This is a genomic window from Gottfriedia sp. ABJ_BB2_2, assembly GCF_055484705.1.
In genome coordinates this window covers 280,648-306,208 of sequence record NZ_JBVFKR010000004.1, presented here as the reverse complement: position 1 = coordinate 306,208, position 25,561 = coordinate 280,648, and the positions used below count along the sequence as shown (strand labels likewise).

General features: G+C 32.4%; 22 protein-coding genes. 4 read left to right on the top strand and 18 right to left on the bottom strand.

The features are described 5' to 3' along the window. Window positions 1-132 precede the first annotated feature (132 nt). The gene (locus ACX6U0_RS12285) at window positions 133-1,422 is read right to left on the bottom strand and encodes an ABC transporter substrate-binding protein (RefSeq protein ID WP_464960219.1); all 1,290 of its coding nucleotides are present in this window, start codon (window positions 1,420-1,422) and stop codon (window positions 133-135) included. Window positions 1,423-1,434: 12 nt separating this feature from the next. Beyond that, entirely contained in the window at window positions 1,435-3,117 is a 1,683-nt protein-coding gene (locus tag ACX6U0_RS12280) for a sugar phosphorylase (protein WP_464960218.1), read from the bottom strand. Between the two features lie 526 nt (window positions 3,118-3,643). Here ACX6U0_RS12280 and ACX6U0_RS12275 point away from each other — a divergent pair. Beyond that, complete coding sequence (locus tag ACX6U0_RS12275) at window positions 3,644-4,666, top strand: LacI family DNA-binding transcriptional regulator (RefSeq protein WP_464960217.1); 1,023 nt, start codon at window positions 3,644-3,646, stop codon at window positions 4,664-4,666. Window positions 4,667-4,700: 34 nt separating this feature from the next. Here ACX6U0_RS12275 and ACX6U0_RS12270 read toward each other — a convergent pair whose 3' ends face one another. Continuing rightward, on the bottom strand, window positions 4,701-5,303 hold the full coding sequence (locus ACX6U0_RS12270; protein WP_464960216.1) for a hypothetical protein: 603 nt from the start codon (window positions 5,301-5,303) through the stop codon (window positions 4,701-4,703). A gap of 82 nt (window positions 5,304-5,385) precedes the next feature. Between ACX6U0_RS12270 and ACX6U0_RS12265 the strand changes: the two genes are divergently transcribed. Next, window positions 5,386-6,234: a hypothetical protein gene (locus ACX6U0_RS12265; protein ID WP_464960215.1), complete on the top strand. Its 849-nt coding sequence runs from the start codon at window positions 5,386-5,388 to the stop codon at window positions 6,232-6,234. Window positions 6,235-6,720: 486 nt separating this feature from the next. Here the strand turns inward: ACX6U0_RS12265 and ACX6U0_RS12260 are convergent, their stop codons facing one another. From ACX6U0_RS12260 to ACX6U0_RS12215, 10 genes are all read right to left on the bottom strand, one after another. Next, window positions 6,721-7,119 (bottom strand): VOC family protein, encoded by a 399-nt coding sequence (locus ACX6U0_RS12260; RefSeq protein ID WP_464960214.1) that lies wholly within the window; start codon window positions 7,117-7,119, stop codon window positions 6,721-6,723. A 22-nt stretch (window positions 7,120-7,141) separates the two neighbouring features. Further along, window positions 7,142-8,239, bottom strand: coding sequence for a threonine aldolase family protein (locus ACX6U0_RS12255; RefSeq protein WP_464960213.1), 1,098 nt, complete (start codon window positions 8,237-8,239; stop codon window positions 7,142-7,144). 90 nt (window positions 8,240-8,329) lie between these two features. Continuing rightward, a complete protein-coding gene (locus ACX6U0_RS12250) occupies window positions 8,330-8,929 on the bottom strand; it encodes an SAM-dependent methyltransferase (protein ID WP_464960212.1) in 600 nt (199 codons plus the stop codon). 148 nt (window positions 8,930-9,077) lie between these two features. After that, the gene (locus tag ACX6U0_RS12245; RefSeq protein ID WP_464960211.1) at window positions 9,078-10,166 is read right to left on the bottom strand and encodes a DUF871 domain-containing protein; all 1,089 of its coding nucleotides are present in this window, start codon (window positions 10,164-10,166) and stop codon (window positions 9,078-9,080) included. 54 nt (window positions 10,167-10,220) lie between these two features. Then, complete coding sequence (locus ACX6U0_RS12240; protein WP_464960210.1) at window positions 10,221-11,588, bottom strand: PTS transporter subunit EIIC; 1,368 nt, start codon at window positions 11,586-11,588, stop codon at window positions 10,221-10,223. Between the two features lie 33 nt (window positions 11,589-11,621). Then, the gene (murQ, locus tag ACX6U0_RS12235) at window positions 11,622-12,512 is read right to left on the bottom strand and encodes an N-acetylmuramic acid 6-phosphate etherase (RefSeq protein WP_464960209.1); all 891 of its coding nucleotides are present in this window, start codon (window positions 12,510-12,512) and stop codon (window positions 11,622-11,624) included. A gap of 251 nt (window positions 12,513-12,763) precedes the next feature. Beyond that, window positions 12,764-13,747, bottom strand: coding sequence for a beta-ketoacyl-ACP synthase 3 (locus ACX6U0_RS12230; protein WP_464960208.1), 984 nt, complete (start codon window positions 13,745-13,747; stop codon window positions 12,764-12,766). A 120-nt stretch (window positions 13,748-13,867) separates the two neighbouring features. Further along, complete coding sequence (locus ACX6U0_RS12225) at window positions 13,868-14,569, bottom strand: aspartate/glutamate racemase family protein (protein WP_464960207.1); 702 nt, start codon at window positions 14,567-14,569, stop codon at window positions 13,868-13,870. A 101-nt stretch (window positions 14,570-14,670) separates the two neighbouring features. Then, the gene (locus ACX6U0_RS12220; protein ID WP_464960206.1) at window positions 14,671-15,525 is read right to left on the bottom strand and encodes a MurR/RpiR family transcriptional regulator; all 855 of its coding nucleotides are present in this window, start codon (window positions 15,523-15,525) and stop codon (window positions 14,671-14,673) included. A gap of 113 nt (window positions 15,526-15,638) precedes the next feature. Beyond that, window positions 15,639-17,018: a sensor domain-containing diguanylate cyclase gene (locus tag ACX6U0_RS12215; protein WP_464960205.1), complete on the bottom strand. Its 1,380-nt coding sequence runs from the start codon at window positions 17,016-17,018 to the stop codon at window positions 15,639-15,641. Between the two features lie 264 nt (window positions 17,019-17,282). Between ACX6U0_RS12215 and ACX6U0_RS12210 the strand changes: the two genes are divergently transcribed. After that, complete coding sequence (locus ACX6U0_RS12210) at window positions 17,283-17,708, top strand: VOC family protein (protein ID WP_464960204.1); 426 nt, start codon at window positions 17,283-17,285, stop codon at window positions 17,706-17,708. A 66-nt stretch (window positions 17,709-17,774) separates the two neighbouring features. Here the strand turns inward: ACX6U0_RS12210 and truA are convergent, their stop codons facing one another. After that, entirely contained in the window at window positions 17,775-18,512 is a 738-nt protein-coding gene (gene truA / locus ACX6U0_RS12205) for a tRNA pseudouridine(38-40) synthase TruA (protein ID WP_464960203.1), read from the bottom strand. A gap of 358 nt (window positions 18,513-18,870) precedes the next feature. On the opposite strand from truA, the gene ACX6U0_RS12200 reads away from it, so the two are divergent. Next, window positions 18,871-19,320: a hypothetical protein gene (locus tag ACX6U0_RS12200; RefSeq protein ID WP_464960202.1), complete on the top strand. Its 450-nt coding sequence runs from the start codon at window positions 18,871-18,873 to the stop codon at window positions 19,318-19,320. 275 nt (window positions 19,321-19,595) lie between these two features. Here the strand turns inward: ACX6U0_RS12200 and cydC are convergent, their stop codons facing one another. Genes cydC through ACX6U0_RS12180 form a run of 4 tightly spaced genes read right to left on the bottom strand, consistent with a single transcriptional unit; the run spans window position 19,596 to window position 25,446 of the window. Next, the gene (cydC, locus tag ACX6U0_RS12195) at window positions 19,596-21,326 is read right to left on the bottom strand and encodes a thiol reductant ABC exporter subunit CydC (protein ID WP_464960201.1); all 1,731 of its coding nucleotides are present in this window, start codon (window positions 21,324-21,326) and stop codon (window positions 19,596-19,598) included. 12 nt (window positions 21,327-21,338) lie between these two features. Next, a complete protein-coding gene (cydD, locus tag ACX6U0_RS12190; protein WP_464960200.1) occupies window positions 21,339-23,042 on the bottom strand; it encodes a thiol reductant ABC exporter subunit CydD in 1,704 nt (567 codons plus the stop codon). Then, window positions 23,042-24,055, bottom strand: a complete 1,014-nt coding sequence (gene cydB / locus ACX6U0_RS12185) for a cytochrome d ubiquinol oxidase subunit II (protein WP_464960199.1) — start codon at window positions 24,053-24,055, stop codon at window positions 23,042-23,044. Before cydB ends, cydD begins: the two co-directional genes overlap by 1 nt. Continuing rightward, the gene (locus tag ACX6U0_RS12180; RefSeq protein WP_464960198.1) at window positions 24,052-25,446 is read right to left on the bottom strand and encodes a cytochrome ubiquinol oxidase subunit I; all 1,395 of its coding nucleotides are present in this window, start codon (window positions 25,444-25,446) and stop codon (window positions 24,052-24,054) included. Before ACX6U0_RS12180 ends, cydB begins: the two co-directional genes overlap by 4 nt. Between the last annotated feature and the right edge of the window lie 115 nt (window positions 25,447-25,561).

Here is a 25,561-nt window from a genome sequence, read left to right as displayed (position 1 = left end):
GATTGGTGATAAAAGAAAAAGTTGTTTAAAAAGCAACTTAGCTTGCTTTTCAAGCGTTCGTTCTTCTTAAACAACTTCGGCATTCAAGAAATCATTTCTCCTATATACCTTGAATTGAATGAGTAATGTTTTTTATTTAAGTACTTCTTTTAATTTAGACTCTGCTTCTTTAACTGCAGCATCTACACTTTGACCGCCAACTGTAATGGCATTAATTAATTTAGCAACTGCTCCCGAACTTGTTACATCACCCATTTTTAGGAAGTTCTTGTCATCTACTAGTCCGAAAACTTGAACATCTTCAAATGCGCTTGCAATTTCAGTTGATAATTCACCGAATGAATTAACTACTTTATTTTCCTTGTATTCTTTGCTTTCTGTCACATCTTTATTAACTGGTTGAGAACCACCTGGAGACATTAATACTAATTTTGTATTATTTTCAGGCTCTACCATAAATTCTAAGAACTTCTCAGCAGCTGCTTTTTGATCATCTTCTAATCCAGAAGATACTGTATAAGCAGAAACTGTTCCATATACTGCTTTAGATTTTTCAGTTGGAATCGCAAATCCAATATTATCAGTAGTGCCTTCTTCATATACTGAAGGAAGGATATATGTTGAATACACTGCCATCGGTGTTGATCCGTTCATAAATGCATCTTTAACTTCAGTTACATCATTTGAACCTGGCATTGTATATCCTGATAATTCTTTATAGAATTTAAGTGCTTCTTTCATTTCAGGTGTATCTATTGCTAATTTGCCGTCAGCATTTAACATATTTGCATTATTAGATAATGCGAATTGAGAAAAGGCCTGTTCTGAGAATCCACCTTCTACTGTTGGAATCGCAATACCGAATTTTTTATTTCCTTTGTCTGTGAAAGCTTTTGCGACTTTTAAAATATCATCCCAATTTTTAGGCTCTTCAAAACCTTTGTCTGCAAGCATTTGTTTGTTATACCAAATACCTTGTACCCATCCACTAATTGGAACTCCAGTAAAGTCTTTACCATCTTCTGTTTTTAATAACTTTAAAGCACCTTCGTAATACTTATCTTCGCCTACTTTAGAGATAATTTTTTTAACAGATTCTTTATCAATTAATTCATCTTTGTCCATTACTTTTGCATAGTCTTGGCCAACTTCGATCACTGCTGGAAGTTTTCCAGAGCTCGCTAATGTTACTACCTTCGTGTTATAAGCATCCTCTTCTACTGGTACTTGTTTTACTTTAATATCTGGATTTGCTTTTTCAAATTTAGTAATTAAATCAGTTATGACAGCTAGACGTTCTTGTTCAACTGAAGAGTGCATAAATTCAATCGTCACTTTACCGTCTTCTTTTTTACCCCCACCACAAGCCGCTAAACCAACAGCTAACATTAAAACTAAGAACATACTTAAAGCTTTTTTCATTTGTTTTCCCTCCTAGTTTATTGGTTTTAACCACAGGAATTGATAAGAATTCAAGGTGATGTTTTCTTTAAATTCTTTAACTTCTCCAGTGATAATATTCATAAATTTCCCATTCATATTGCAGCTAACTTCTTTGCTAGATAAATTGTGAAGAATGACAATGCTTTCGTCTTGTTTTACACGCTTGATTGCAAAAATCTTTTCTCCTAAATCAAGTACCTCCATACTTACATTTGGATGGAACAATGATTCTTCTTTACGAACTTGAATGATATCAGTTAGCCCTGAAAACACTTTAGATCTTAGCGAATCTTCATTACTTAGTTCAGTTAGGATTTCATCTAAATCGTATTTTTGACGATTAATCGATCGATTCATTCCTGTTTGTTTAACGCCGTTGTAATCGTTCCTTGAACCTAACATACTTTGAATGTAAACGGCTGGAACACCTGGGAATGTTAATAGAATCGAATGTGCTAGCAAGAATCTTTTCACACGCAAGTCATCACTGTAGGATTGTTTGTTTAATGCATCTAAGTAAGTTACATTTATTTCATATGGGCTTTCGCTGCCATCTGAATTCTTCTTATAATTTACTAATGCACCTTCTTGTTTTAAATCATTAACAAGAGATAAAATTTCCTCTTCCGGAATAATTCCTCTTATTGGATTTAAGCCAATTCCATCATGTGAAGCTAGGAAATTAAAGAATGTTGAATCTTTTCCAGAGCCATCAAGTTGTTTCGCCCAGTTTGTTAAAACGTTTCCATTTTCATTATGAAGTGAATAAAGAACTAATGGTGGAAGTGGGAATTGATAAACCATATGAGCTTCATCGTTTCCATTTCCAAAATAAGAAATATTATCTACGTGAGGTACATTCGTTTCAGTAATCATGACTGTACCTTTTGCAGCTTCATCTAAAATATCACGGAATAATTTAACGATTTCATGCGTTTTTTCAAGGTGTATACATGACGTACCTACTTCTTTCCACATATATCCTACTGCATCTAGTCTTACGTACTCTGCTCCTTGCTCTAAATAGAATAGTAAAACATCAATCATATCTACTAAAACTTGTGGATTACTAAAATTCAAATCAATTTGATCATCACTAAAAGTAGTCCATATATATTTTTCTTCGCCATTTGCTAATGTAAATTTTGAAAGTAACGGAAGAGCCCTTGGTCTTGTTACAGAACTTAAATCAATTGAAGGATCCATTTCAATGAAGTAATCATCATATTTAGGATTTCCTTTTAAGTATTCTTGAAACCACTCACTCTTAGCTGAAATATGATTACAAACGTAATCAAACATGATTCTAGCTGAATTTGATAAGTTTTCTACATTTGACCAATCCCCTAAAACAGGATTGACTTTTTTGTAATCAATTACTGAAAAACCATCATCTGAAGAGTAAGGATAAAATGGTAAAATATGAACGATTTCAAATTTATTTGCTAAATGCTCATCGAACATTTTTTTAAACGTTTCAAGTGTTGGAGCATTAGTTTCACTAAATTGATCTCCATAAGTAATTAAAACAACGTCTGATTCGTCCCAACTTTGTTTTCTTTGTCTTAACCCTTTAACTTTCGCTTCATTTAGCCTTTTTAAGATTGCATTATAAATACTATCTATATCTTCATTTTCATAAATAAAAGTTAGTCTTTCTTTTAATTTATTCATATGATTCCTCCTCGTGGTATCGCTCCCACAAATCGTTTGATTTGTTTATGGTACCGCTCCCAACTCCAATATATTATAGAAAGCGCTTACTGTCAATTTATAACTTTCATCAAAAAAAACTTTTATTCCAGAAAAAATAATACTTTTCTAATATACTGATTTACGAATTTTATTTTTAAAAACATTATTTTTTATTGCTACTTTTTACAATTCTCCATATAATGAGTGCTAACAACAAATTAAAATTTTTCTATATAAAAATGTTTAATTACTTGTTAAAGTATTAACAAAAGTATTTTTACCTTATTATGGTTACTTATACATATAATGAACTTATTCATTATTGATCTGTGAAAATGGATCACCTATCTATTTTATTAGTATAACTTCTACACAATCATTCCAGTGTGTTTCATCTTAAAAGGCATTGTTTTATCATAAAATTTATGATAAAAATGAAAACGTTTTTATAGTTTATTTAAAAACAATGACATATGGAAAATAAATATTTAGAGGAGAATACAATTTGGGCCCAACTATTTATGATATCGCTCGTGTAGCAAAAGTGTCTAAGTCCACTGTATCTCGAGTACTTAATAATAAAAGTAATATTTCAGAGGAAAGCCGAACTCGTGTGATGAAGGCAATTGAAGAATTAAATTACCAGCCTAGTAAGTTAGCGAGAGCCCTTACATCATCTGGATTTGATGCAATTATGGTTATGTCCCGCTCAACTAAAACAACTGCTGGGAACACATTTTTCTCTGAAATTATTCACTCTATTTCAATGAGAGCAGAGGAAGAAAATTTTGATGTTATTTTACAGACATCAAAAAATAGTAAAGATGAATTAGAGAAATGTATAGCTAAAATTCGTGGAAGAATGATTAAAGGAATATTAATGTTAAGTTCACCTGCAAACGAAGATTTCTTTAAGGAATTAGATAAATATGACATACCAATAGTCGTTATCGGAAAACTTGAAGAAGACTTTCAAAATATCTATTCAGTAGATACAGATAATTTTAAGGATAGCTATAATTTAGTACAGCATTTAATTGATAATGGACACCGTGATATCGCATGTCTTCATTCATCTTTGGATTATCATGTATCAATAGATCGTTTAGAGGGATATAAAAAATGTTTAATAGATAATGGTATTCCACTCAGACCAGATCGAATCATTGACAGTGGCTATACGATGGAACAAGCTTATGAAGCTTCAGAAGCATTATTATCATCTGATGAGCTACCAACAGCTATTTTTGCGATAGATGATTTAAAAATCATCGGTTTATATAATACCGCTGCAAAACTAGGAGTTTCAATTCCACAAGATATCTCCATCGTAGGATATAATAATGGCATTTTCTCTCCATTATTATCACCACCTTTAACAGGTATTGAAGTCCCTATTATTAAATTAGGTGAAGTAGCTACTAACTTACTATTTTCAATCATTAAAAAGCAAGATGACCAACAAGAACCCATTATCGTCCCTACGAAAATATTAGAAAAGAAATCAGTCACTACTATTCATTCATAAAATATAAAAGGTTGCATATCTATGCAACCTTTTTTTACTGAATATTTTTAGATAAAACTAAATTAGCATACTTTAATACTGTCACTAATTTTACAAATACATAGACCATACCAATTAAAATAGCGATAAAGATGAGTGGTCCAGCAGCAAAAGAAATATTCATTTCACTATTTCCGTAAAATAAAATTCCTAAGAATGGAACGATTGCAATCACGTTATAAATCATCACTAATTTTAATGTTTGTTTTGATTTTAATTGGAGAGTTGTATCTTCAATTTTAATTGCCTCATGTTCAATCCCTTTAAATAAATAATAAATACAATATAAATATAAAGATGTAATTGTTAAGGTAAATAGCAATGCAAATATTTGTTCATGTACAGCCTGGACATCATTTAATACATTGTTTAGAATAGCTGAATAATCGATAAATGACTCGATGATCGAAAGAATAATTAATAATCGGCTAGAATTCTTAACAAAAGTAAAGTACTCATTAGACAGTGAACTAGAAAGACTGGTAGCACCAAAATAAAAGAATATATATCCTATAAAATCAGGTAATATGTTCACATTTAAAAAATTAAAATTAAAAAAGATAAAAATAAAACCAATAATCAATTGATTAAAACCCATGGAACCTCCTACTAATTAAACGTCGATTTTTTAGAGCTATACTGGTAGTATAATACTATATCTGGATGAGAGTAGGGATTTTTTGAGAAATACACATAAAATTATAAAAATATATACAATAATAACGGCAATCATTGCACTTTATATTTTATATACATACATAGATTTATCTTCTCAATCTACTATTATTACAAACTCAAAAAACTTTTCAATAGATCAAGTAAGCCTTACAAAGCAACAGCAAATCTATGAAAAGAATCTACTAAATCTAGGTTTCTCGAAAAGTACAATTTCAGGTATGACAGATGAGGAAGTTCAACAATATGGAAAAATAAAAGGTAAAGTTGTTGATCAAATTAACCTTTATTTAATAATTAAAGATGGAATTGAAGATCATATATCAAAAAAAGAGTATCAAAGCTATTTAACAAAACACAAAAACTTTAATTTTTCATCAACTAAGTTAGAACGCATTAAATTAAAGCTTATTTACGAAGGCAATCATAAATTTATGTATATCACTGAGCACCATTTTGATTATAGTCCTACTAGTATATCTCCGATGAAAATTGAGCTTCAATATTATACTAACTACACTTTATTAAATACAGTCGGTAAACAATTATACTGGACTGCTTCAACATTTGATACATCAAATGTTAAAATGAGCAAAGCAAATAATGTTAGTCAAAATGCTCCAATGCCAAAAAGCACGGAAGAAGAATTCGACTTTTTCGAGTCAGACTCACTTAGCACATTTTACTTTCCAAAATGGAAAAAACCTAGCTTATTTGAAGATATTGTAGGGTATCATTTTTTTACAATATCTGAATTTGAAGTCCCTAAAGATAGATTAATCGTCAGCGTATTTATACAAGGTAGCAATCCAAATTTATCTCAGCAATTACAATATGAATTAGATGATAAATAAAAATGACAACCACGCTAAAAAATAAGTAACTGTTCTGATTAAGAGTAAAAACGATAATTAGAAAAAATATGAGGACCAATTCGCATATGAATTGGTCCTCTTGTTTTTAGTATTATTAAAATGGTTTCTACTAGAGCATACTCAATAACACATAATGATTGGAACGTAAGGATGCTCGACTCCTATGGGAGATGCGGGACAGCTGAGACCCCGCAGGAGGCCCACAGGATGTGGGTCATGCATGCGTTACGACAGGACGTCGTGGTATTAGCATGTATACCATTTTCCAGGAGGCTCAGCGTACGCCCCATGGAAAGCGAGCTTCCTGTAGTGGAAATCAACACATCCTCTTTTTATTTATAAAGATGCGTCCTCTTTATCAAATAGACTTGCGTGACAGCCCTATTCTAAGAATTATATTGTTATTTAGTAGTTTAATCTGTGTTTTTTCGTATACTGATTTCTGTGTTATTTATAGTGTTGTACTTATTTTTTCCCTAAGCTCAGTTGCCAAGAAACTCCAAATTGATCATTTACCCATGCAAATTTCTCGCTAAAAGGATACGCAGCTAAAGGCATTAATACTTCGCCATCTTGGCTTAATTTTTCAAATGCATTGTCCAATTCCTCTTCAGATTCACAAGTTACATAAAGTGATACAGAAGGTGTGAAGGTAAATTTATGCTTTACAGTACTATCAATGCACATAAACTCCTGTCCATTTAGTGTAAATGTAGCATGAATAACTTTTCCTTCAAACTCGCCCATATCAGCTCCATAATGACTAATATTGACTATTTCTGAATCATTAAATAATGACATATAATAATTCATTGCTTCTTCCGCTTTTCCTTCAAACATCAAAAAAGTCGTAATCTTTTGCATAGTAATCTCAAACCCCTCTTTTTTATTTAACTATTCCACTCAATTTATCATGTAACATTTTGAATACATTATTTAATATTTCTTTTGGTACCTTACTGAATTGATCTCCAAGGCTAATTTCACAATAACAGCTATTTTCGTTAATTGGTCTTAGATTACCCGTTATACCAGTACTAGTTTCCTCATAAATATCAATTAATATTGATTTCACTTTTTCGATTGGTGCTTCAAAATGCACATGGAACATATTGGACACGGGTATTAAAGGTAAAGTTTTCGTAGCTTTGCATTCATTAAAAAACCTAGCAAGTTCAATCGCATTTTCATAGTAAGTAGCCATTTTATGAATTCGCTTGTCGAAATAATAGTCAGCAGTAATGATGTACGGATATAAACTGATTAAATCTCCACCATGGCGTCTTTTCCAAATCTTAGATTCTTCTATAAAGTCCTGATCTCCAGCAAGAATAGCACCTGCTAATCCACCAATTCCTTTATAAAAAGACACATAAACACTATCAAACAATTCACAAACCTCAGATGCCGACTTTTGATAGTATGGCAGAATTTCAAACAGTCTAGCGCCATCTAATTGCAATTTTATTCCTTTCTCGCGACAATATGTAGAGATCGATTCTAATACTTCAAAATCTGGTAATTGACCGCCAATTTCACGTTGCGGCAATTCAATTAATAAACATGAAATTTCTTCTTCTAGTGATAAAACATCATCAAGCTCAATTAGTCTATTTTTATCCGCTAATAAAATCGGCTGAATGTGATGTAATTCTTTTAACCCATCCTCTTCATGTATCTCCAAATGACTCAGTGGATGATACGCTACTTTATGTATGCCATTTCGATCACACCAAATTCTTAACGCAATTTGCTGAGCCATTGTCCCGCTCGGAAAAAATACCGCTGCTTCTTTCCCTAAATACGTAGCCATCTTTTCCTGAAAATCTTCAATTACTCTTCCATTCCCATATATATCACTTTCGTAATCTTCGTCATAGCTATATAGCGCCTCTTTTAATACCTGAAAATCTCTCGGTCCATGTCCAACTAACTGGTATTTTGTACGTTTAAAAGCTTCTAAAAATGCATTTTTTTCAGTCATCTTAACTCTCCCTTTCTATCATGGAGAAACTAAATATTTCCTACTTATACAATTCTCCAATTTCATTACGAATTCCTTGCATTTAAACAACTAATACGCTAAACGATAAATCAAAAACCTTTCATTTTGATTGTGTTCATATAATCCCGGAATTATAATTTCTTCCTTTAACTCAAACGATGTCTGGTATTCTAAAAAGTAAATATATTCATCAGAGACGTAATACAAAACTACTTCAATTTCTCTTTTTACTTTCTCTACTGAAACCAATATATTTTTAATAATGTTCATAAATATTTGTATAGAAAAAGGGTTGAAAAAGTAAAAATGATTGTCTAAAGGATGTATTTCATAGTTCTCTGCTAAGCAATGATAAAACTGAATTTTATCATCATCTTTCTTTACATATTGTTTCTTATTTTGAATCGCCTCCAAATAAAATGTCTCATTCATTTCGACCCCAATTACTGACGCATTAAATAAATAATGTATATAAAAATTTAATCTTCCTTTACCACAACCAAAATCAACAATACGATCGGTACTTTTTAATTCATACTGTTTGAATAAGATTTCCAGCGCAGCATAAGGTGTAGGTTCATACCGATGATAATGTAAAGATTCATTAAACCCTAGTTGCTCGCCTTCAGTTTTTATATTAAGTAATTCATCATAATATTTTTCTTTCATTTATTTCCTACCATCCATTTATTTAGAATCTCTCTTTTTAAATCATATAGGTTTTTAGAAAAGTATCAAAGTGATTTCATAAAATGAATGTGAAAGATAAAAAAGCGTGCTTAGATACACGCTTTTTATCTAGAAAAGAATTATATGTTTATACAGATTGTTGCTCCTTGTCTTCTAAAGGAAAAAGTTTATATTTACTACCTGCTCCAATAAACGATAATAAAGGAAGATCCTCATCAATGATTCTACCTATTACATTTACCTTTGGATCACTCGGTAAATTTGTCAGTGTAATTTGCATTTCACCAGCATATCTTCCATAAAGTTCATTATCGATTGTAATGGATCCCCGTACTCGGTCAGTTGTGTTTTTAGGTAATAATTTTATATGATCAAATCTACCGTATAATCTGGATTCCATCGAACGAATTACATCTCTAGCTGGATCTTCTCGGTTCGTATGAACTTCCTCTATACTTTTTAGAAGTGCTTGATCTGATAAATTAGATGTATAACGTAGCGGAATATACTCCTTCGTCAACGCTAGTTTTTCCATCGTTTCTTTCGTAAAACTGATATCTCCAACTAGTACTTTATCAACATAGCAGGATTTTGTTAATTCTAAATAAGCATGTAGTGGAATCGCATCACGATGTTTTTCCAATGTTGGTAACCCCTTATAAAGAGGACCTCTTTTTTCATCATCACCGGGAATAAAAGCCATGGTTGTCATACCACATTTTTTTAACCAACGGTTTTTTTCTGCTAAATAACGCCTTGACAATCCTGTTTCTGGTCTAGGATAGAAATTGTGCCAAGCCTCCACATTTTCAGTGCACAAATCATATTGTAGTAATGTCTCTAAAAAGTCCTCGGTAATCGTACTAGCATTTAATGCTATTTTCATTATTTTTGAAAGATCAGCAATTTGTTTTTCTGATAAACCGTAATCAATTCTTAAGCCAGTTACGCCCCAATCGACAAGTTCTGCTACTGAGGAGTCATTTAAACCTAAGTATGCTAAGGATTTAGGAGAAATATCTGCCATTAGTTCCATTTGGTTATTCATAGCATGTTGACCAAGAAGTTGTAAAAGCTCTTTATAAGATGAAGGATCGTCCTCTGGTATATGAAGCGAAGTGAAAATTGATTGAAAGCCACTTGCTTTTGCTGACTGAATCAACTGAAGATTTTTATCTATATGTTCTTTTGATAAATAGATTGAAATTCCAAGCATCTGTTCTCTTCCTTTCTATAAAAAAAGGAGGTTTCGAAAAACCTCCTCTTTTTGTTACAAGTTATCTGCCATTTCTTCTTTGAATCCGAACAAGTATGTGAAAATGAAGCCAAATGTGTATGCAATAACAATTCCAATAAAGTATAAGATATATTTATTATCTGCAATTAATGGAATTAATGATAAACCAGATACACCAATACCAACTGAAGCTGTTTTCATAACCGCTTGGAATGCCCCACCAACTGCTGCGCCTAGACAAGCAGTTAAGAATGGTCTACCTAATGGTAATGTTACCCCGTATAATAGAGGCTCGCCTATTCCCAAAAATCCAACTGGTAACGCACCTTTTATAACATTTTTTAAATTTTTATTTTTTGTTTTCACAAAAATCGCTATTGCTGCACCTACTTGACCCGCACCAGCCATTGCTAAAATTGGAAGAATCGGTGTTACACCCATTGTATTAATAAATTCCATATGAATCGGAGTTAAACCATGATGTAGACCAACCATTACTAATGGTAAGAATGTTCCTGCCAACACAGCTCCTGCTATTGGTCCCCCAATATCTAAAATGCTGTTAATACCGCTTGTAATTCCATCTGATAAAATACCAGCTACTGGTTGAATTGCATATAAAGTTAATAGTCCAACAATTAGGATTGTAATTAAAGGTGTTACAATAATATCAATTGCGTTAGGTACAATTTTACGAACACGCTTTTCAATAACTGTCATTAGCCATGCTGCAAACATGACTGCAAACAAACCGCCTCGTCCAGGAATTAATGCTTCACCAAATATTTTAATTTCAGCTAGACCAGGGTTAATAATTAATATACCAGCGATTGCACCAAGTACTGGTGTACCACCAAATTCCTTTGCTGTATTAAGACCGACTAAAATTCCTAAATATGCAAAGATACCACTACCAATCAACAACAGGATTTGCATCCAAGTTTGAGTTGGATCAACTCCTGCGTTTTTAGCAAAGTTTGCAATTCCATTGATGATTCCAGAAGCAATTAAACCTGGAATTAATGGAATGAAAATGCTTCCAATTTTACGTAAAATATTTTTAATTGGAGTATTGTTTTTACTTTTTATTTCTGACTTTTTCTGATCAGCAAGTCCATCGAACTTATTGTCCTCAGCTACTTCACCAATTTTCAAACCCGTTTCTTTACTCATTTCATCTGCAACCTTATTTACAGTTCCAGGTCCGACCACAATTTGTAATGTATCATCCTCAATTACGCCCATTACCCCATTAACCTTCTTAAGTAATGGGATATTTACTTTTTGGTCGTCCTTAAGTGTTAATCGTAATCGAGTCATACAATGAGCAACACTTTTAATATTATCTTTACCGCCGATTTGCTCAGCTATTTCTTTAGCTAAACGTTGTTCTTTGTTCATAAGTTCCCCTCCAGTTTCTATTTTTTCTATTTTCTAAACCGTTAAAGTTTTTCGTACAAAGCCATCTGCTTCTTTTAATTTATCTAAAGCATCGTCATAATTACATTGAACTAAAATCATAACGATTGCAGCTTTTACATTTTTATTTGCTTGTTCATAATAATTAGATGCAGTTTCATAATCGACATCTGTAGCTTCCATAATAATTCGCTTTGAACGTTCGATTAGTTTAATATTCGTAGATTGCATATCAACCATTAGATTTTTATATACTTTACCAATCCCGATCATAGAAGCTGTCGAAATCATGTTCAACACTAATTTTTGTGAAGTTCCCGCTTTTAATCGAGTTGATCCTGTTAATATTTCCGGACCAGGCACTACTTCAATGCTAACTTCTGCATACTTACTAATTTCTGAATTTTTGTTACATGCTACACTACCTGTACTTGCTCCAACTTCTTTAGCATATTTTAAACCACCAATTACATAAGGTGTTCTACCACTAGCAGCAATTCCAATAACGATATCTTTATCATTCAAAGAAATCTCTTTCAGATCATTTACAGCAAAGTCTTCACGATCCTCAGCACCTTCTACTGCAACCGTGAACGCTTTCAATCCACCTGCTATTAATCCTTGAACCATTTCTGTTTCAGTACCAAATGTTGGTGGACATTCTACTGCATCTAATATACCTAAACGGCCACTTGTGCCAGCTCCGATATAAATTAATCTTCCTCCTTTTTTAAAGGATTCGATTACTTTTAAAACAAGACTTTCAATATTTTCTATTTCATTTCCTACAGCCGTTGGTACACTATGATCTTCCTCATTCATTGCTGTAAGAATCTGTTTTGTTGTCATTTCATCTAAATTAGATGTCTTATTATTCCTTGCCTCAGTTGATAAATTCTCTAACATCAAATCACCTTTCTTTCAAAGAAAATGAAACTTCATTTCACACTTTTATTCTATTACTTTGAAATTAAATGTCAATACTAATCATAAATATTATGAAACTTTATTTCACTCCAATTAGAAAAATCCATATAAAATAGACCTTTTAATCTAGGATACACTCTTTTTAACAAGGCATACGGAGAGTCTTCATTCAAAAAGAAAAAAGAACTGTTAAACAGTTCTTTTTTAGTATTTTATATAAAATATATTCCTTATATTGACCAGTTAATAAGTAAACCTGCTTGAGCCAATCCACCACCAAAACCATATAATAATACTTTATCTCCTTTTTGAAGTTTTCCTTCAATAATCCCTTGATCAAGTGATAATGGAATCGTAGCTGATGATGTATTTCCAAAGTCCACTAAGCTAAATAATGTACGGTCAATTGGAAAATCACTTCTTTCACAAATTGATTCGATCATTCTTAAATTCGCACTGTGTGGGACAAACCAATCTACTTCGTTTAGAGAAGCACCCGCATTCTCAACCACCTTATTCATCCCTTTTGGTACTGTCGTAACAGCCCATTTATACACTTCGCGACCATTTTGTACAATTTTATGACTATTGATTAACTCTACTTCAAACATTTGATTCGATAAATTTGTGCAATACAAGTGTTTACCCTTATCTCCTTCAGATCCTATATGTGAAGAAAGAAAACTCGGATTTTCTTCATCATATTCTACTAAAACAGCTCCAGCACCATCTCCAAATAAAATACATGTAGTTCGATCTTCATAATCAGTAATTTTAGATAAAGTTTCTGCACCTACCACAAGAATTTTCTTATTTAATCCTGAAGTTACTAATCCATTTGCAATATACAATCCATAAGTAAACCCTGCACATGCTGCATTTACGTCGATTGCTCCCGCATTCTTTATGCCAAGTTTCGCTTGAATTAATGAAGCTACGCTTGGTGTATTAAAATCTGGTGTTAATGTACAGACGATGATCATATCAACATCTTCCACAGTTTGATCATAACGTTCCATTAAATTTTTCACAGCCATATAGCTTAAATCACTGGTAAATTCATCTTGTTCTGCAATTCTACGTTCTTTTATTCCAGTTCGTTGTATGATCCATTCATCATTTGTATCTACTATTTTTTCCAATTCATAGTTCGTTAATTTCTTTTCTGGGACATACGAACCTATGGCAGTAATTCTAGCTTTTGACGTTAACATAGATTGGTCACCTCAATGATTTTTTTGTTTCACTTATTATAACACCAATTACTAGTAGTAGGTACTAAAATTGTTATAAAATTTTTTTGTTAGCATTTCTATCATATTTTTTTAACTATTTTACTGATCTTTATGTAATGAAAATTCGACTGCATTTATTGCATGGATTTTCGTTGTATCATACACCGGAACACGACAATTCTCTTGGGAAATCAGCATTGTAATTTCTGTGCATCCTAGAATAACCGCTTCTGCACCTTGATCAACCAACTTATCAATAATATGTAAATAAGCTTGCTTAGATTTTTCATTAATCAGCCCTAGACAAAGTTCCTCATATATAATGTCATGAATGATCTTACAATCCTCTAGTGTCGGAACGACTACATCAAGCCCAAATTGTTCAATCAGTCTACCTTTATAAAAATACTGCTCCATTGTAAAAGCAGTACCTAGCAAAGCAACCTTTTTTCTTCCATCATTTACAATCAGTTTTGCAGTGGCATCTGCAATATGTAGTAAAGGAATAGTAATCGCAGCTTCTATTTCTTCAGCCATCTTATGCATCGTATTCGTACAAATTACAATACAATCCGCCCCGCTAACTTCGAGTTTCTGAGCAATCTCTATCATAATTTTTGTAGCCTCATCCCACTTTCCTTCATGTTGAAGGATCTTAATTTCTTCAAAGTCAACTGAGTACAACATACTCTTTGCAGAATGATGTCCACCTAATTTTTCTTTAACAGTTTGATTGATGATTTGATAATAAAGTAATGATGACTCCCAGCTCATTCCTCCGATTAAACCAATTGTTTTCATGCGTTACTCCTTCTCACATTTCTTTATTTATTATTTTCAGTATTCGATTTCAGGTTAAAAATAACCTCTAACTTTTTACTGTTAGAGGTCTTTTTTTCATTCTATCGTCTCAATATATTTGCTTCTTCACTAGATTCATGAAGTTTGCTAGAGACCTTATTTCCAATTTGATTAAAACTAATGATATATAAAGAATCAATAATGTTTAGTTGTGCCATTCTAGAAGCAATGCTTCCAATTCGATTGTCTTGCTCCATATCTGGTGTACATAACTTAATATCTGCTTCTTTAAATAATGGAGATTTCCCTAACTTTGTTATTGCTAGAATTGTAGCTCCTTTTTTCTTAGCAAATCGAGATAATTCTAGTACATCTTTCGTTTTACCGGAGTTAGAAATGGCAATAAATACATCTCCTTCTTCAAGATGTCCAACTAATGATAGCATCATATGAAAGTCTAGATTCATCACCGAAAAGTAGCCTAATTTGGTAAATTTGTATGCACCATCCATTGCAGAAACTGCGGAACCTCCTACACCGTAAAATAAAACTTTCTTTGCTTTTACGATCACGTCTGATGCTTTTTCAAGTTCTCTCTTATCTAGAGTAGAGACAGTTGTCTCAATCGCGGCTTTATTTACATATGTAACCTTATTAAATAAATCATAAGGAGAATCTTTTTTTTCCATAACCGAAAAATCATTAATATTCATTTCAGCTACCGTTAAATCACGTACTAAGGCTAGTTTAAAAGCTTTAAAGCTTCCAATTCCTATTGTTTTACAAAACCTTACAACACTCGCTTCACTAGAACCTGTATTATTTGAAATATCTTTTGTTGTCAAATTCGGAACCATTTCAGCATGTTCCATAATATAGATAGCAATCTTTTTTTCTGCTTGCGTAAACCGATCCATGTGATTTTCAATTTTTGATAAAATTGTTAAATGCCTCATTTGTAGAACACCTTTCTCTTCATTCCAAGTTATCTACTATTATGAACCAAAATTTCCTAAAATCATAATAATTTATGAAATAAGATTTCAGGTTAAGAATAAGATATAACTATTCATTCAATAAATTGAGTTCCTTTTTTAAAGATTGACGTATGATTTTTACCATTACGTTTTGCTTCAAATAATGCAAGATCAGCTTGATGAACGAGTGATTGAATTGATAATACATCTTTTACAATCGTTGAAGAGATCCCAAAGCTACAAGTTACAATTTCATTTTCGCCAATCCCATAATGAGGTATTTTCATATCTGCTATCTCTTTTCTAATTGTTTCGGAAATGTGGAAGCCCTGTTCTAAACTTGAATTAGGTAAAATGATAGCAAATTCTTCTCCACCATATCGTGCGACAATAGCCTCATATTTCTTAGCACACGCTAGCGCTTTTTGTGCTACTTGTTTTAGACACTCATCACCCATCTGATGTCCATAATATGAGTTAAACAATTTATAATCGTCTATATCAAACATAATAAATGTAATTCTCTCATTTAATTTTATTTTCTTATCTAGATATTCGTCCAAATAACGTCTATTTGGGATTCCGGTTAATCCGTCGATATTAATTAGTTCTTTCAATTTCATTTCATTCGCTGTTATTTTTTGATAAAGAAATGTAATCTCTACGATAAAAATAAAAAATATTGAAAGTGCAGAAACAATGCTAAATACACGTGCGATATACCATCCTAATGTATAACGTCCCCCAGCAATGATTGATAAAGAAATTTCCAATAAACAAGCTAGAACTGAAATGCAGATCCATAAATTAAGGATGTTTTTATCTTTTTTGATTGTTATTTTTAAACATAACAGTAGCGCAATTACATTCAGAGCCAATAGAAACGCTCCGAAAAAATAACTCATACTACTCGCATATGATTCCTCGATAATCAAAGTTGGTAAATAGGATTTTCCGACAGTTGTTGCGAGGGTAATAATCGTCACAATGCATAATATAAGCAAAATTCCTATTCTTATATTCCTTCTATAATCAGAAGCACTTTCATTATGATCAAGTACTTCTTTGCACCCTATATAAATCAAGATTCCTATTAAAAATCCAACATGCCAATCGTACCAAATCCAAATCGATGTTTGCGAACCTGCTTGCATCAAACCAGAAGCGCTAAATACACCAGGATAAGTTAATAAATATGGAATTGTAATGAGGCCAGAATATAGATATGTTAAGCCTAAAATCAATATTGGAAAACTTCTTGAAATTCTATACTGTGCAAAAAATATGTACGCTGTAATTAATTCAGACATAATATTAATTGATATAAAAATTGGTAATAATGCATCATTATTTTTTAGTTGAATATCGGCAAATGGAATTGAGATCAAAGTCAGTATGACCAGTATGATTCCAACAATTATTGTTCGTCTTAATTGTTTTGCATCTGAGGGGATGACCATAATATTCTTCATGTAATTCTCCAAATGAACATAGTTCAATATATTGAAAAGAAAGTCACTTATACAAGATAAGTGACCCTTCAAATTGGTATATTTACTAGATAGTATTCACTGTTTCAAAAATCATATTCAATGGAAACTGCTCCCCTGATTATATGTAAGATAATTGTCAAAAAATTTCTACAATGGGGTTTGTCTTTTATGTCTTTTTTTTGTTAAAATAAATATGTGTTTGTTGGAAATGATTAACATTCTAATTACTAAGGAGAGATTGAAATGCCAATCGAAGTTTATCTTAATTTTAATGGAAATACACGTGATGCTGTAGAATTTTATGCTGAAGTTTTTGAAACAGAAATTCCACAAATTATGACTTTTGGAGAAGCACCACAAAATCCAGACTATCCTCTTCCAGAAGAGTCTAAAAATTTAGTAATGCATGCAAGACTGGATCTTAATGGTAGCAGAGTAATGTTCTCTGATACGTTCCCTGGCAGACCTTTTGTAGAAGGAAACAATATAAACCTTTCTTTCCAAAGTAATAATGTTGAGGAAATTCAAAATATCTATAATAAATTAAAAGAAGGTGGACAAGTTGGTATGGAGCTTCAAGAAACATTTTGGAGCAAATGCTACGGTAGCCTAACAGACAAATTTGGCATTCATTGGATGTTTAACCACGATAACGGCGAACAAATGTAATAACATACATAAAAAGGATATGGGACCTTTCTTTGGAAAAGTTCCATATCCTTTTATATTTTACGATTAAAACTCAATGCTTTCTAAGTATAAGCCACCAGGCTCTGCTAAACTGCTTACTTGACCACGATCTTTTGAAAGAATCATTCCACTAATTTCTTTAGCATCCCTTTTCCCAATACCAACTTCAATTAATGTTCCGACTATCTTTCTGACCATATTGTATAGAAATCCATCTCCGCTAACTCTAATTTGAAGAAATCCATCTACTTTTTCTATTTCAATCGAATAAATATTACGTACCATAGACTTTTTCTTTGATTTAGCATTCGAAAAAGCAGTAAAATCATGCTCACCTAAAAAATACTTCGTTGCATTTTCCATTTTATGAATATCCAAAGCTTCTTCAACATGCATACTGTATTTTCGCATAAATGGGTTTGAATAATCCTCGTTCCAAATCTTATATAAATATGTTTTGGCTTTTGAATTATAACGTGCATGGAATCGTTCACTCTCAATCGATACATCAATCACGCTTATATCTTGGGGTAAATAACGATTTAAGTACTGTTTCATTTCAGATACGGGGATATTTTCCCCTATTTTAACATTGGCAATCTGAGCATATGCATGCACGCCTGCATCGGTTCTACTGCAACCGATAATTTCAATTGGTCTACCGATCATTTCTGATAATACATTTTCTATTTTCCCTTGAATTGTATTCTCTCCACTACCCAGTCTTTGCCATCCTTTATATCTTCCGCCATCATATTGAATGACTAATTTATAATTGTTCATTTACTTCTCCTTATCCTAATACATTATGTATATTCTAACATTAATTCAATTTCATATTATAGGCCCGCACTGTTGCATGTGAATTCTGAAGTTCTGAATCTTGAACGATCATTTTCCTTCAAAATCAACTTCTTCCTTCAAACCAATGAATTTAAGCTTCATGTACTATCATGTTATTCTTACCAGAGTTTTTATTTAACAAACCTTATCTATTGTATCTTAAAGAAGGAATTATAAATATACCATTGTTTAGTTATTCAAAATATAAATTTATATTACATTTATCATTTCCACGTCGCAAATGTAGCTTACCTAGAATACTAATAATGAATAGTACTGTAAATAAAATAATACCGAGGTGATTAAAATCGGGTTACTAAGGAAAGGGAATACACAAGCAACCACGAACCAAAGAAACGATGAAAATGAAAAACTGCGTTCAAAACTCGAAAAGCAAATTGTTGCAGCAGAATGGCTAAAAGTTATTGCACAAGTTATAGAAACGACAAGTGTAGAACAACTATTTACTCTAGATGAAGCTCCAAATTCTCAAGCTGAATTTGAAGGTAAAAATGAAATTCTATCTGGGCTTTTAATTGGCACAATTGGACAATTTGCAAGTGCGATTGGTGTCACTAAAGAATTATTTACAGATGAGCCAAATAGAGTCATCAATATACACAAGAATTTGCTTCTTGCAGATTATGTACAATTGTTCGGTAGTATTGTTGAAATCTTAGGAACGGCAAAAGTTATTGATGATGAAATTCAAGATGCAGCTGACATGACTTTTATTCCTCCTGAATAGCTGAGACCAAAAGGTAAATGTTTGGTCTTTTTTATATGTAAAGAATTATAAATAATCCGCTCCCTAATTGATGAGCTATAACCTTAATGAAATTAAATTTGATAAGATATACCACAAAAAGATGATCTTTCATGAGGGAAGGATCATCTTTTGTGTTTTTTCATTTAACTGTTTAACAATGAGATTAGTTAATTTCTAATCTAAATGACTCTTTCCAATGACAGGTAATCTCATCAGCAAAATTTAAGACTTCAAATGACTTAACAATACTGACTTTATTCACGAAATGGACGATCAAGATCGAATAACTTACGATATCTTTCTTCATTCAGATATAGTTCTTCATGTGTCCCATTCATTAATATATTACCTTTATCTAAGAACAATATATTATCTGCCATTTCGGCACCGATTAAATGATGGGTAATCCAAAGAACTGTCTTACCTTCTAACACATGAAAAATAGTATTGAGTAACTTTTTTTCTGTAATTGAATCTAAGCCAACAGTTGGCTCATCCAATATAACTACTGGAGTATTTTGAAGCAAGTTTCTTGCTAAGGCAATTCGTTGACGTTCACCGCCTGAAAACCTCATACCTGTTTCGTGCATTGGCGTATCATATCCTTGAGGAAGGGATTCAATATAATCATGCAGTTCCACCATTTTAGCTACTCTTTTGACTTCTTCGTCACTAGCTTTTGGATTACCTAACCGTATATTGTTCAAAACTGTTGTATCAAATAAGTACGGATTTTGATTAAGTACTGATACAACCTTGGCTATGTTTTCTCCATATAACTCACTCTTTATTTCATTTAAGGTAACACTTCCCGCATTCGGTACTTCTACAGCTTCAATTAGTTTTAAAATGGTAGATTTTCCTGATCCACTTGGTCCTAATAATGCTGTTTTTGTACTTGGAGCTAATGTAAATGTTATATGATCTAAGATTTTTTCACCTTCATTATATTGAAAGCTAACATCTTCAAACATAATATTTACACCTTCAGTGATTTCCCCATTATACACAAGAGAAGTTGATTCAATTTGACGTTCTTCAATACTATCTAAACGATTAATTGAATCACTGTATATAGTCATACTAGCAACTGAATTAGATAATGGAATAAATGCCTCAGTTAGTGGAAAAAGAACTAAAACAAATGCAGCAATTAAAGTTCTTGGTATCTCCCCAACTATACTCTCATTTCCGACCCAACATAACATTAATAAAACAAGAATCCCTACTATCATTTGAGCGAATAAATCTCGTTTTCTTCTAAAAGCTTTCTCTTGTAATTGAAGCTTTCGTAATACTCCTTCATCCTTATCAAATTCTCGAATGTATTTAGATTGAAGTCCGCTAAACACCCAATCACTAATCCCCATTACTGCATCGGTAAGACTTTTATATAATGTGTTCTTTTCATTTTTAATCTTATGAGTTCTAGCTTTTTCCACTAGTAACGAAATAAGTGGAAGGATGACGATCAATACAAATGACACGAAAGCTATTAAAATCGCAAATGGAATTGAAAAAAAGCCAAGCGCAATAATAGAAATTGCATATATAAACAATGCAGCCAAACCTGGAAATATAGTCTTTAAATAAATGTCCTGTAAATATTCTATATCATCAGATAATATCCCTAAAATATCACCTGTTTTAAACTTTGATTTAATTTTAAGTGCAGATGGCTCAAGGACACTAAATAATCTTGTTCTCATTTTAGATAAGATTTTTAATATTGTATGATGCCCAATTAATCTTTCTATATATTTTGAGACTGACCTTACAATACCAAATGTACGGACAGCTACAATTGGAACATAAATCATTAGAATATTTTCCGGTTTTGTTGCCGCTTTTGATATTAAAAAGCCTGACATAAACATTAAGGCAGCTGCTGAAAAGACTGTTATTGCACTTATGACAATCACCAACAAAAATAAGCGTTGATTTTCTTTTATATATGGTAATACCCAACCATTTTTATTAAACATTCATTTTCCCTTCTAACTAGTAATTAAGTGATAGTAGTGCCCGTTTTTAGTCATTAATTCTTTATGCGTACCAACTTCTACTAAATTACCTTCTTTCATAACTAGTATTAAGTCCATATCCTTCATCCAATGAAGTCGATGCGTTGCTAAGAAGACTAATTTATTTTCAAACAAAGTAAGCATTGTTTTTTTCAGTTCAAATTCTGTTTCTATATCAAGGTGACTTGTGGGTTCATCTAAAAGAAGAATTTGCCTTTTTTCTAGAAATGCCCTTGCTAGCGCAATTCGTTGGTTTTGACCTCCGCTTAAACTCCTTCCACCTTCACCAATTTTCTCTTCTAAACCATTAGGTAATTCGTTTAATAATGCCGTTAATCCAGCTTCTTCACATGCTTTTTTTACTTCTTCCGTTGACGCATTCGGTTGATAAAAACGAATATTCTCGCTTAAAGTTTTAGAAAAGATATAGGGGTGTTGCGGAATGTAGAGTAATTGTTTTTGCCAATCTTTTAATTGCAGATGAGAAAATTGTTTCCCTGAAATATTTATCTCGCCTTTTGAAGGTTCTAAAAATCCACCAATTAAATCAATCAATGTGGATTTACCCGAACCACTCTCACCTACAATTCCTATTTTCTGAAAGCCATTAAAACTCACATTTATATCTTTTAATACGACTGGCGTATCTTTATCAATTTCTACTGTAATATCATTTAATGTAAGAAAACTATCATGTTTCCAATCTTCAATAGTTGTATTTAATTGATCTTTAAATTCATATTCATCTAAAACAGCTTGCATCGCTTTACCCGCTTCTTGACCATTCAGTGTTGCGTGATAATCTGTTCCGACTTCACGTACAGGTAAAAAATATTCGGGAGCAAGAATTAAAATTGTTAGTGCTGGACCAAATAGAATTTCACCTTCAATTAATCTCAAGCCTAAAAATACTGCAACTGTTGCGATTGAAAGCATAGTAAAAAGGTCGAGTGCAAATGATGATAAAAAAGCAACTTTTAAAGTGCTCATAGTCGCTTTACGATAACGCTCGCTCACAGAATCAATTTGATGAATATGATTACGACTAATCCCTAAATATTTCAAAGTCTCTAATCCTCTTAATGAGTCAGTAAAATGGTTTGATAAAAGTCGATATACCTTCCATTGTTTATCTGCTTTCTTTTTAGCAGCTAAACCTAGTAAAATCATAAATACAATTAATATTGGAAAAGTAACGATTAAAATAATGGCGGAAAGCTTATCAACAAAGAAAATATATAATGCAACCAGTGGCGTAATAATTGCTAGGTTAATCATTTTAGCAGGAACAATCTCTAAATATTGTTTTAATTGAACTGACCCTTCCATTATTAATGTAACGATATTTCCAGTCCCATTTTTTTTAGCAAATCTTGGGCCAAGTTTAAAAAGCTTATCAAGAACTTTCATTTTTAATTCACTTACAGCAAGGTCAGCAAAACGTTCAGAATACTTTTGTTTAATTGAATTGATGATATACCGACAAATGAAAGCGATAATGAAGAAAATAGTAGCGTAAAATATTTCGCTACTACTTTTCCCATTAAATAAACTAACAATTGCTTTTGAAAGCATATATGCTTGAACGACTATGGCCGTCCCTTGAATAACAGTTAATGCGATTAATAGAATGAATAACTTCGACATTCCATTATATTTAAGCAGATTTTTTCCCATTAATATGTCAAATCCTTCTCGTCTACACGTTTTCTAAACACATAGTAACTCCAAATCTGGTATCCGAGTACAAATGGTAATAATGTACACGAAACGATTGTCATAACTTTTAATGAATACGGACCCGAAGATGCATTATAAACAGTTAAATCATATGCATTTTTTATCGAGCTCACCATCACTCTTGGAAACAATGCAGTAAATATCGTACTTATTGTTAATGCAATCCCTAAACCTGTCATAGCAAATGACCAACCATCTCTCTGTTTAGAGATAAAGAATGCCGCAAGTACATAGGCTACAACGATACATAAAATTAGTGGTACTGTAACTTGTGCTCTAACTGAAAACAAATCAGTCTCGAAATATGATAAAACAGTAAATATGATTAATGAAATAAGTACAGGTAATATTAATTTACTAGCAAATGTTCGAGCACGAGACCTTAGATCTCCTACTGTTTTTAACGTTAAGAACAATACACCATGTAGCAAACATAAAAGTGTCACGGTTACTCCGCCAACTACTGAATAAGTATTTACATAGTCTGAAAAGCTAGCAGTTATATTCATATTTTTATCAATTGGCATTCCACGCAGTATGCTTGTAAACAAAACGCCAAATAAAAATGGTGGTAATAAACTTCCGAAGAAAATGACCCAATCCCATGTTTTTGCCCACTTAGGACTATCCACTTTCCCTCTAAATTCAAAGGCCACACCACGACCAATTAAAGCCATCAATACGAATACAAATGGAATATAGTACCCACTAAACATCGTCGCATACCAGTGAGGAAAGGCTGCAAATATTGCGCCTCCTGCAGTTAATAACCATACCTCATTCGCATCCCAAAATGGACCGATTGTATTAATTAAGATTCTTCTCTCTGTATCATTTTTAGCAAGTAACTTTGTAGATATACCTACGCCAAAATCGAAACCCTCTAAGAAAAAGAAGCCTATAAATAATATTGCTACAAGTAAAAACCATAATTCATTCAGTTCTATCATAGGATTGAAGCCTCCCTTGCAAATGGATCAACGTTTGACTCATTATCTTTTACTCCGTGATCCGTTCCTTTCTTTATTTCCTTAACAAAGAGATAAACTAAAACCGCTGCTAAAATAGCATACATTGTTGTAAATGTTGTTAAGGAGAAGATTAATGATCCTTTTGTAACATTAGGTGAAACAGAAGCAGAAGTTGTCATTAATCCAAAAACTGTCCATGGTTGTCGACCTACTTCCGTCATAATCCAACCGGCTGAGTTTGCAATGAATGGTAAAGATATTAAAAATATCGTTGCCTTCAGAAAGTAATTCTTTGACTCTAATTTCTTACGGTAGCTATATAATAAGCCTAAGCATGACATCAAAATCATAACCATGCCTGCTCCAGCCATAATTCTAAAGCTCCAGAATGTTGTATTAACGGGTGGAATATAGTTGCCTGGACCATATAATTTCTCATACTCTGCTTGCAATGTATTCATCCCAGGTACTTTACCTTCAAACTTTTCATAAGCAAGGTAACTTAATAAGTAAGGAACCTCAACTTCAAATTTATTTTCTTTATTTTTCGAATCAATTAATCCAAAAACCATCCAACCTGCTGGGTCGCCACTATCTTCCCATAACCCTTCACTTGCAGCCATTTTCATTGGTTGTGACTCCATTAAATGCTTCGCCTGCGAATGGCCACTAAACGCTATACCAATACCAGCAACTAACGCAACAATCATTCCAAGGTTAAATGCTTTTTTAAATAGTTCTGTTTCTTGCTTTTTTAAAATTTTATAAGCACTAACACCGGCAACAAATAATGAACCTGTAGCTAAAGCACCGGCAATTGTATGCGGAAACTCAACTAATAGCTGAGGATTTGTAATGAGTGCAAAGAAATCATTCATTTCTGCACGACCGTTATGAATCGTAAAACCTACAGGTTCTTGCATAAATGAGTTTGCCGCCAATATCCAAAAGGCAGACATCAACGTACCAAAAAATACTAACCAAATACACATTAAATGTAATTTTTTATGAAGACGATCCCATCCAAATATCCAAATCCCTAAAAATGTCGATTCCATAAAAAATGCTAAAAGTGCTTCAATTGCTAAAGGTGCGCCAAACACGTCACCTACAAAACGTGAATACTCAGACCAATTCATACCAAACTGGAATTCTTGAATAATACCTGTTACTACTCCTACAGCAAAGTTAATTAAAAATAAGTGCCCAAAGAATTTTGTTAATTTTTTATAAGTTTCATTTTTACGATAAACATACAATGTTTCAAGACATGCAACCATAAATGCTAAACCTATTGAAAGTGGTACAAATAAAAAGTGAAAAACCGTTGTTGAACCAAACTGTAATCGTGCAAGTTCTAACATGCTCACATTACTTCCTCCTTTATTATGAAACTTTTTCACAAAGTGTGATAAGTTTAACTAAAATAATTAGAACAACGTTAGAGCAAATCATTTTCATAGAATCCTTTAACCATTTATGTTC

Excerpts from the sequence above, each read along its gene's own strand:
- ACX6U0_RS12285 (WP_464960219.1), bottom strand. The coding sequence starts at position 1,422 with ATGAAAAAAGCTTTAAGTATGTTCTTAGTTTTAATGTTAGCTGTTGGT.
- ACX6U0_RS12280 (WP_464960218.1), bottom strand. The coding sequence starts at position 3,117 with ATGAATAAATTAAAAGAAAGACTAACTTTTATTTATGAAAATGAAGAT.
- ACX6U0_RS12270 (WP_464960216.1), bottom strand. The coding sequence starts at position 5,303 with ATGGGTTTTAATCAATTGATTATTGGTTTTATTTTTATCTTTTTTAAT.
- ACX6U0_RS12260 (WP_464960214.1), bottom strand. The coding sequence starts at position 7,119 with ATGCAAAAGATTACGACTTTTTTGATGTTTGAAGGAAAAGCGGAAGAA.
- ACX6U0_RS12255 (WP_464960213.1), bottom strand. The coding sequence starts at position 8,239 with ATGACTGAAAAAAATGCATTTTTAGAAGCTTTTAAACGTACAAAATAC.
- ACX6U0_RS12250 (WP_464960212.1), bottom strand. The coding sequence starts at position 8,929 with ATGAAAGAAAAATATTATGATGAATTACTTAATATAAAAACTGAAGGC.
- ACX6U0_RS12245 (WP_464960211.1), bottom strand. The coding sequence starts at position 10,166 with ATGCTTGGAATTTCAATCTATTTATCAAAAGAACATATAGATAAAAAT.
- ACX6U0_RS12240 (WP_464960210.1), bottom strand. The coding sequence starts at position 11,588 with ATGAACAAAGAACAACGTTTAGCTAAAGAAATAGCTGAGCAAATCGGC.
- murQ (WP_464960209.1), bottom strand. The coding sequence starts at position 12,512 with ATGTTAGAGAATTTATCAACTGAGGCAAGGAATAATAAGACATCTAAT.
- ACX6U0_RS12230 (WP_464960208.1), bottom strand. The coding sequence starts at position 13,747 with ATGTTAACGTCAAAAGCTAGAATTACTGCCATAGGTTCGTATGTCCCA.
- ACX6U0_RS12225 (WP_464960207.1), bottom strand. The coding sequence starts at position 14,569 with ATGAAAACAATTGGTTTAATCGGAGGAATGAGCTGGGAGTCATCATTA.
- ACX6U0_RS12220 (WP_464960206.1), bottom strand. The coding sequence starts at position 15,525 with ATGAGGCATTTAACAATTTTATCAAAAATTGAAAATCACATGGATCGG.
- ACX6U0_RS12215 (WP_464960205.1), bottom strand. The coding sequence starts at position 17,018 with ATGAAGAATATTATGGTCATCCCCTCAGATGCAAAACAATTAAGACGA.
- ACX6U0_RS12210 (WP_464960204.1), top strand. The coding sequence starts at position 17,283 with ATGCCAATCGAAGTTTATCTTAATTTTAATGGAAATACACGTGATGCT.
- truA (WP_464960203.1), bottom strand. The coding sequence starts at position 18,512 with ATGAACAATTATAAATTAGTCATTCAATATGATGGCGGAAGATATAAA.
- cydC (WP_464960201.1), bottom strand. The coding sequence starts at position 21,326 with ATGTTTAATAAAAATGGTTGGGTATTACCATATATAAAAGAAAATCAA.
- cydD (WP_464960200.1), bottom strand. The coding sequence starts at position 23,042 with ATGGGAAAAAATCTGCTTAAATATAATGGAATGTCGAAGTTATTCATT.
- cydB (WP_464960199.1), bottom strand. The coding sequence starts at position 24,055 with ATGATAGAACTGAATGAATTATGGTTTTTACTTGTAGCAATATTATTT.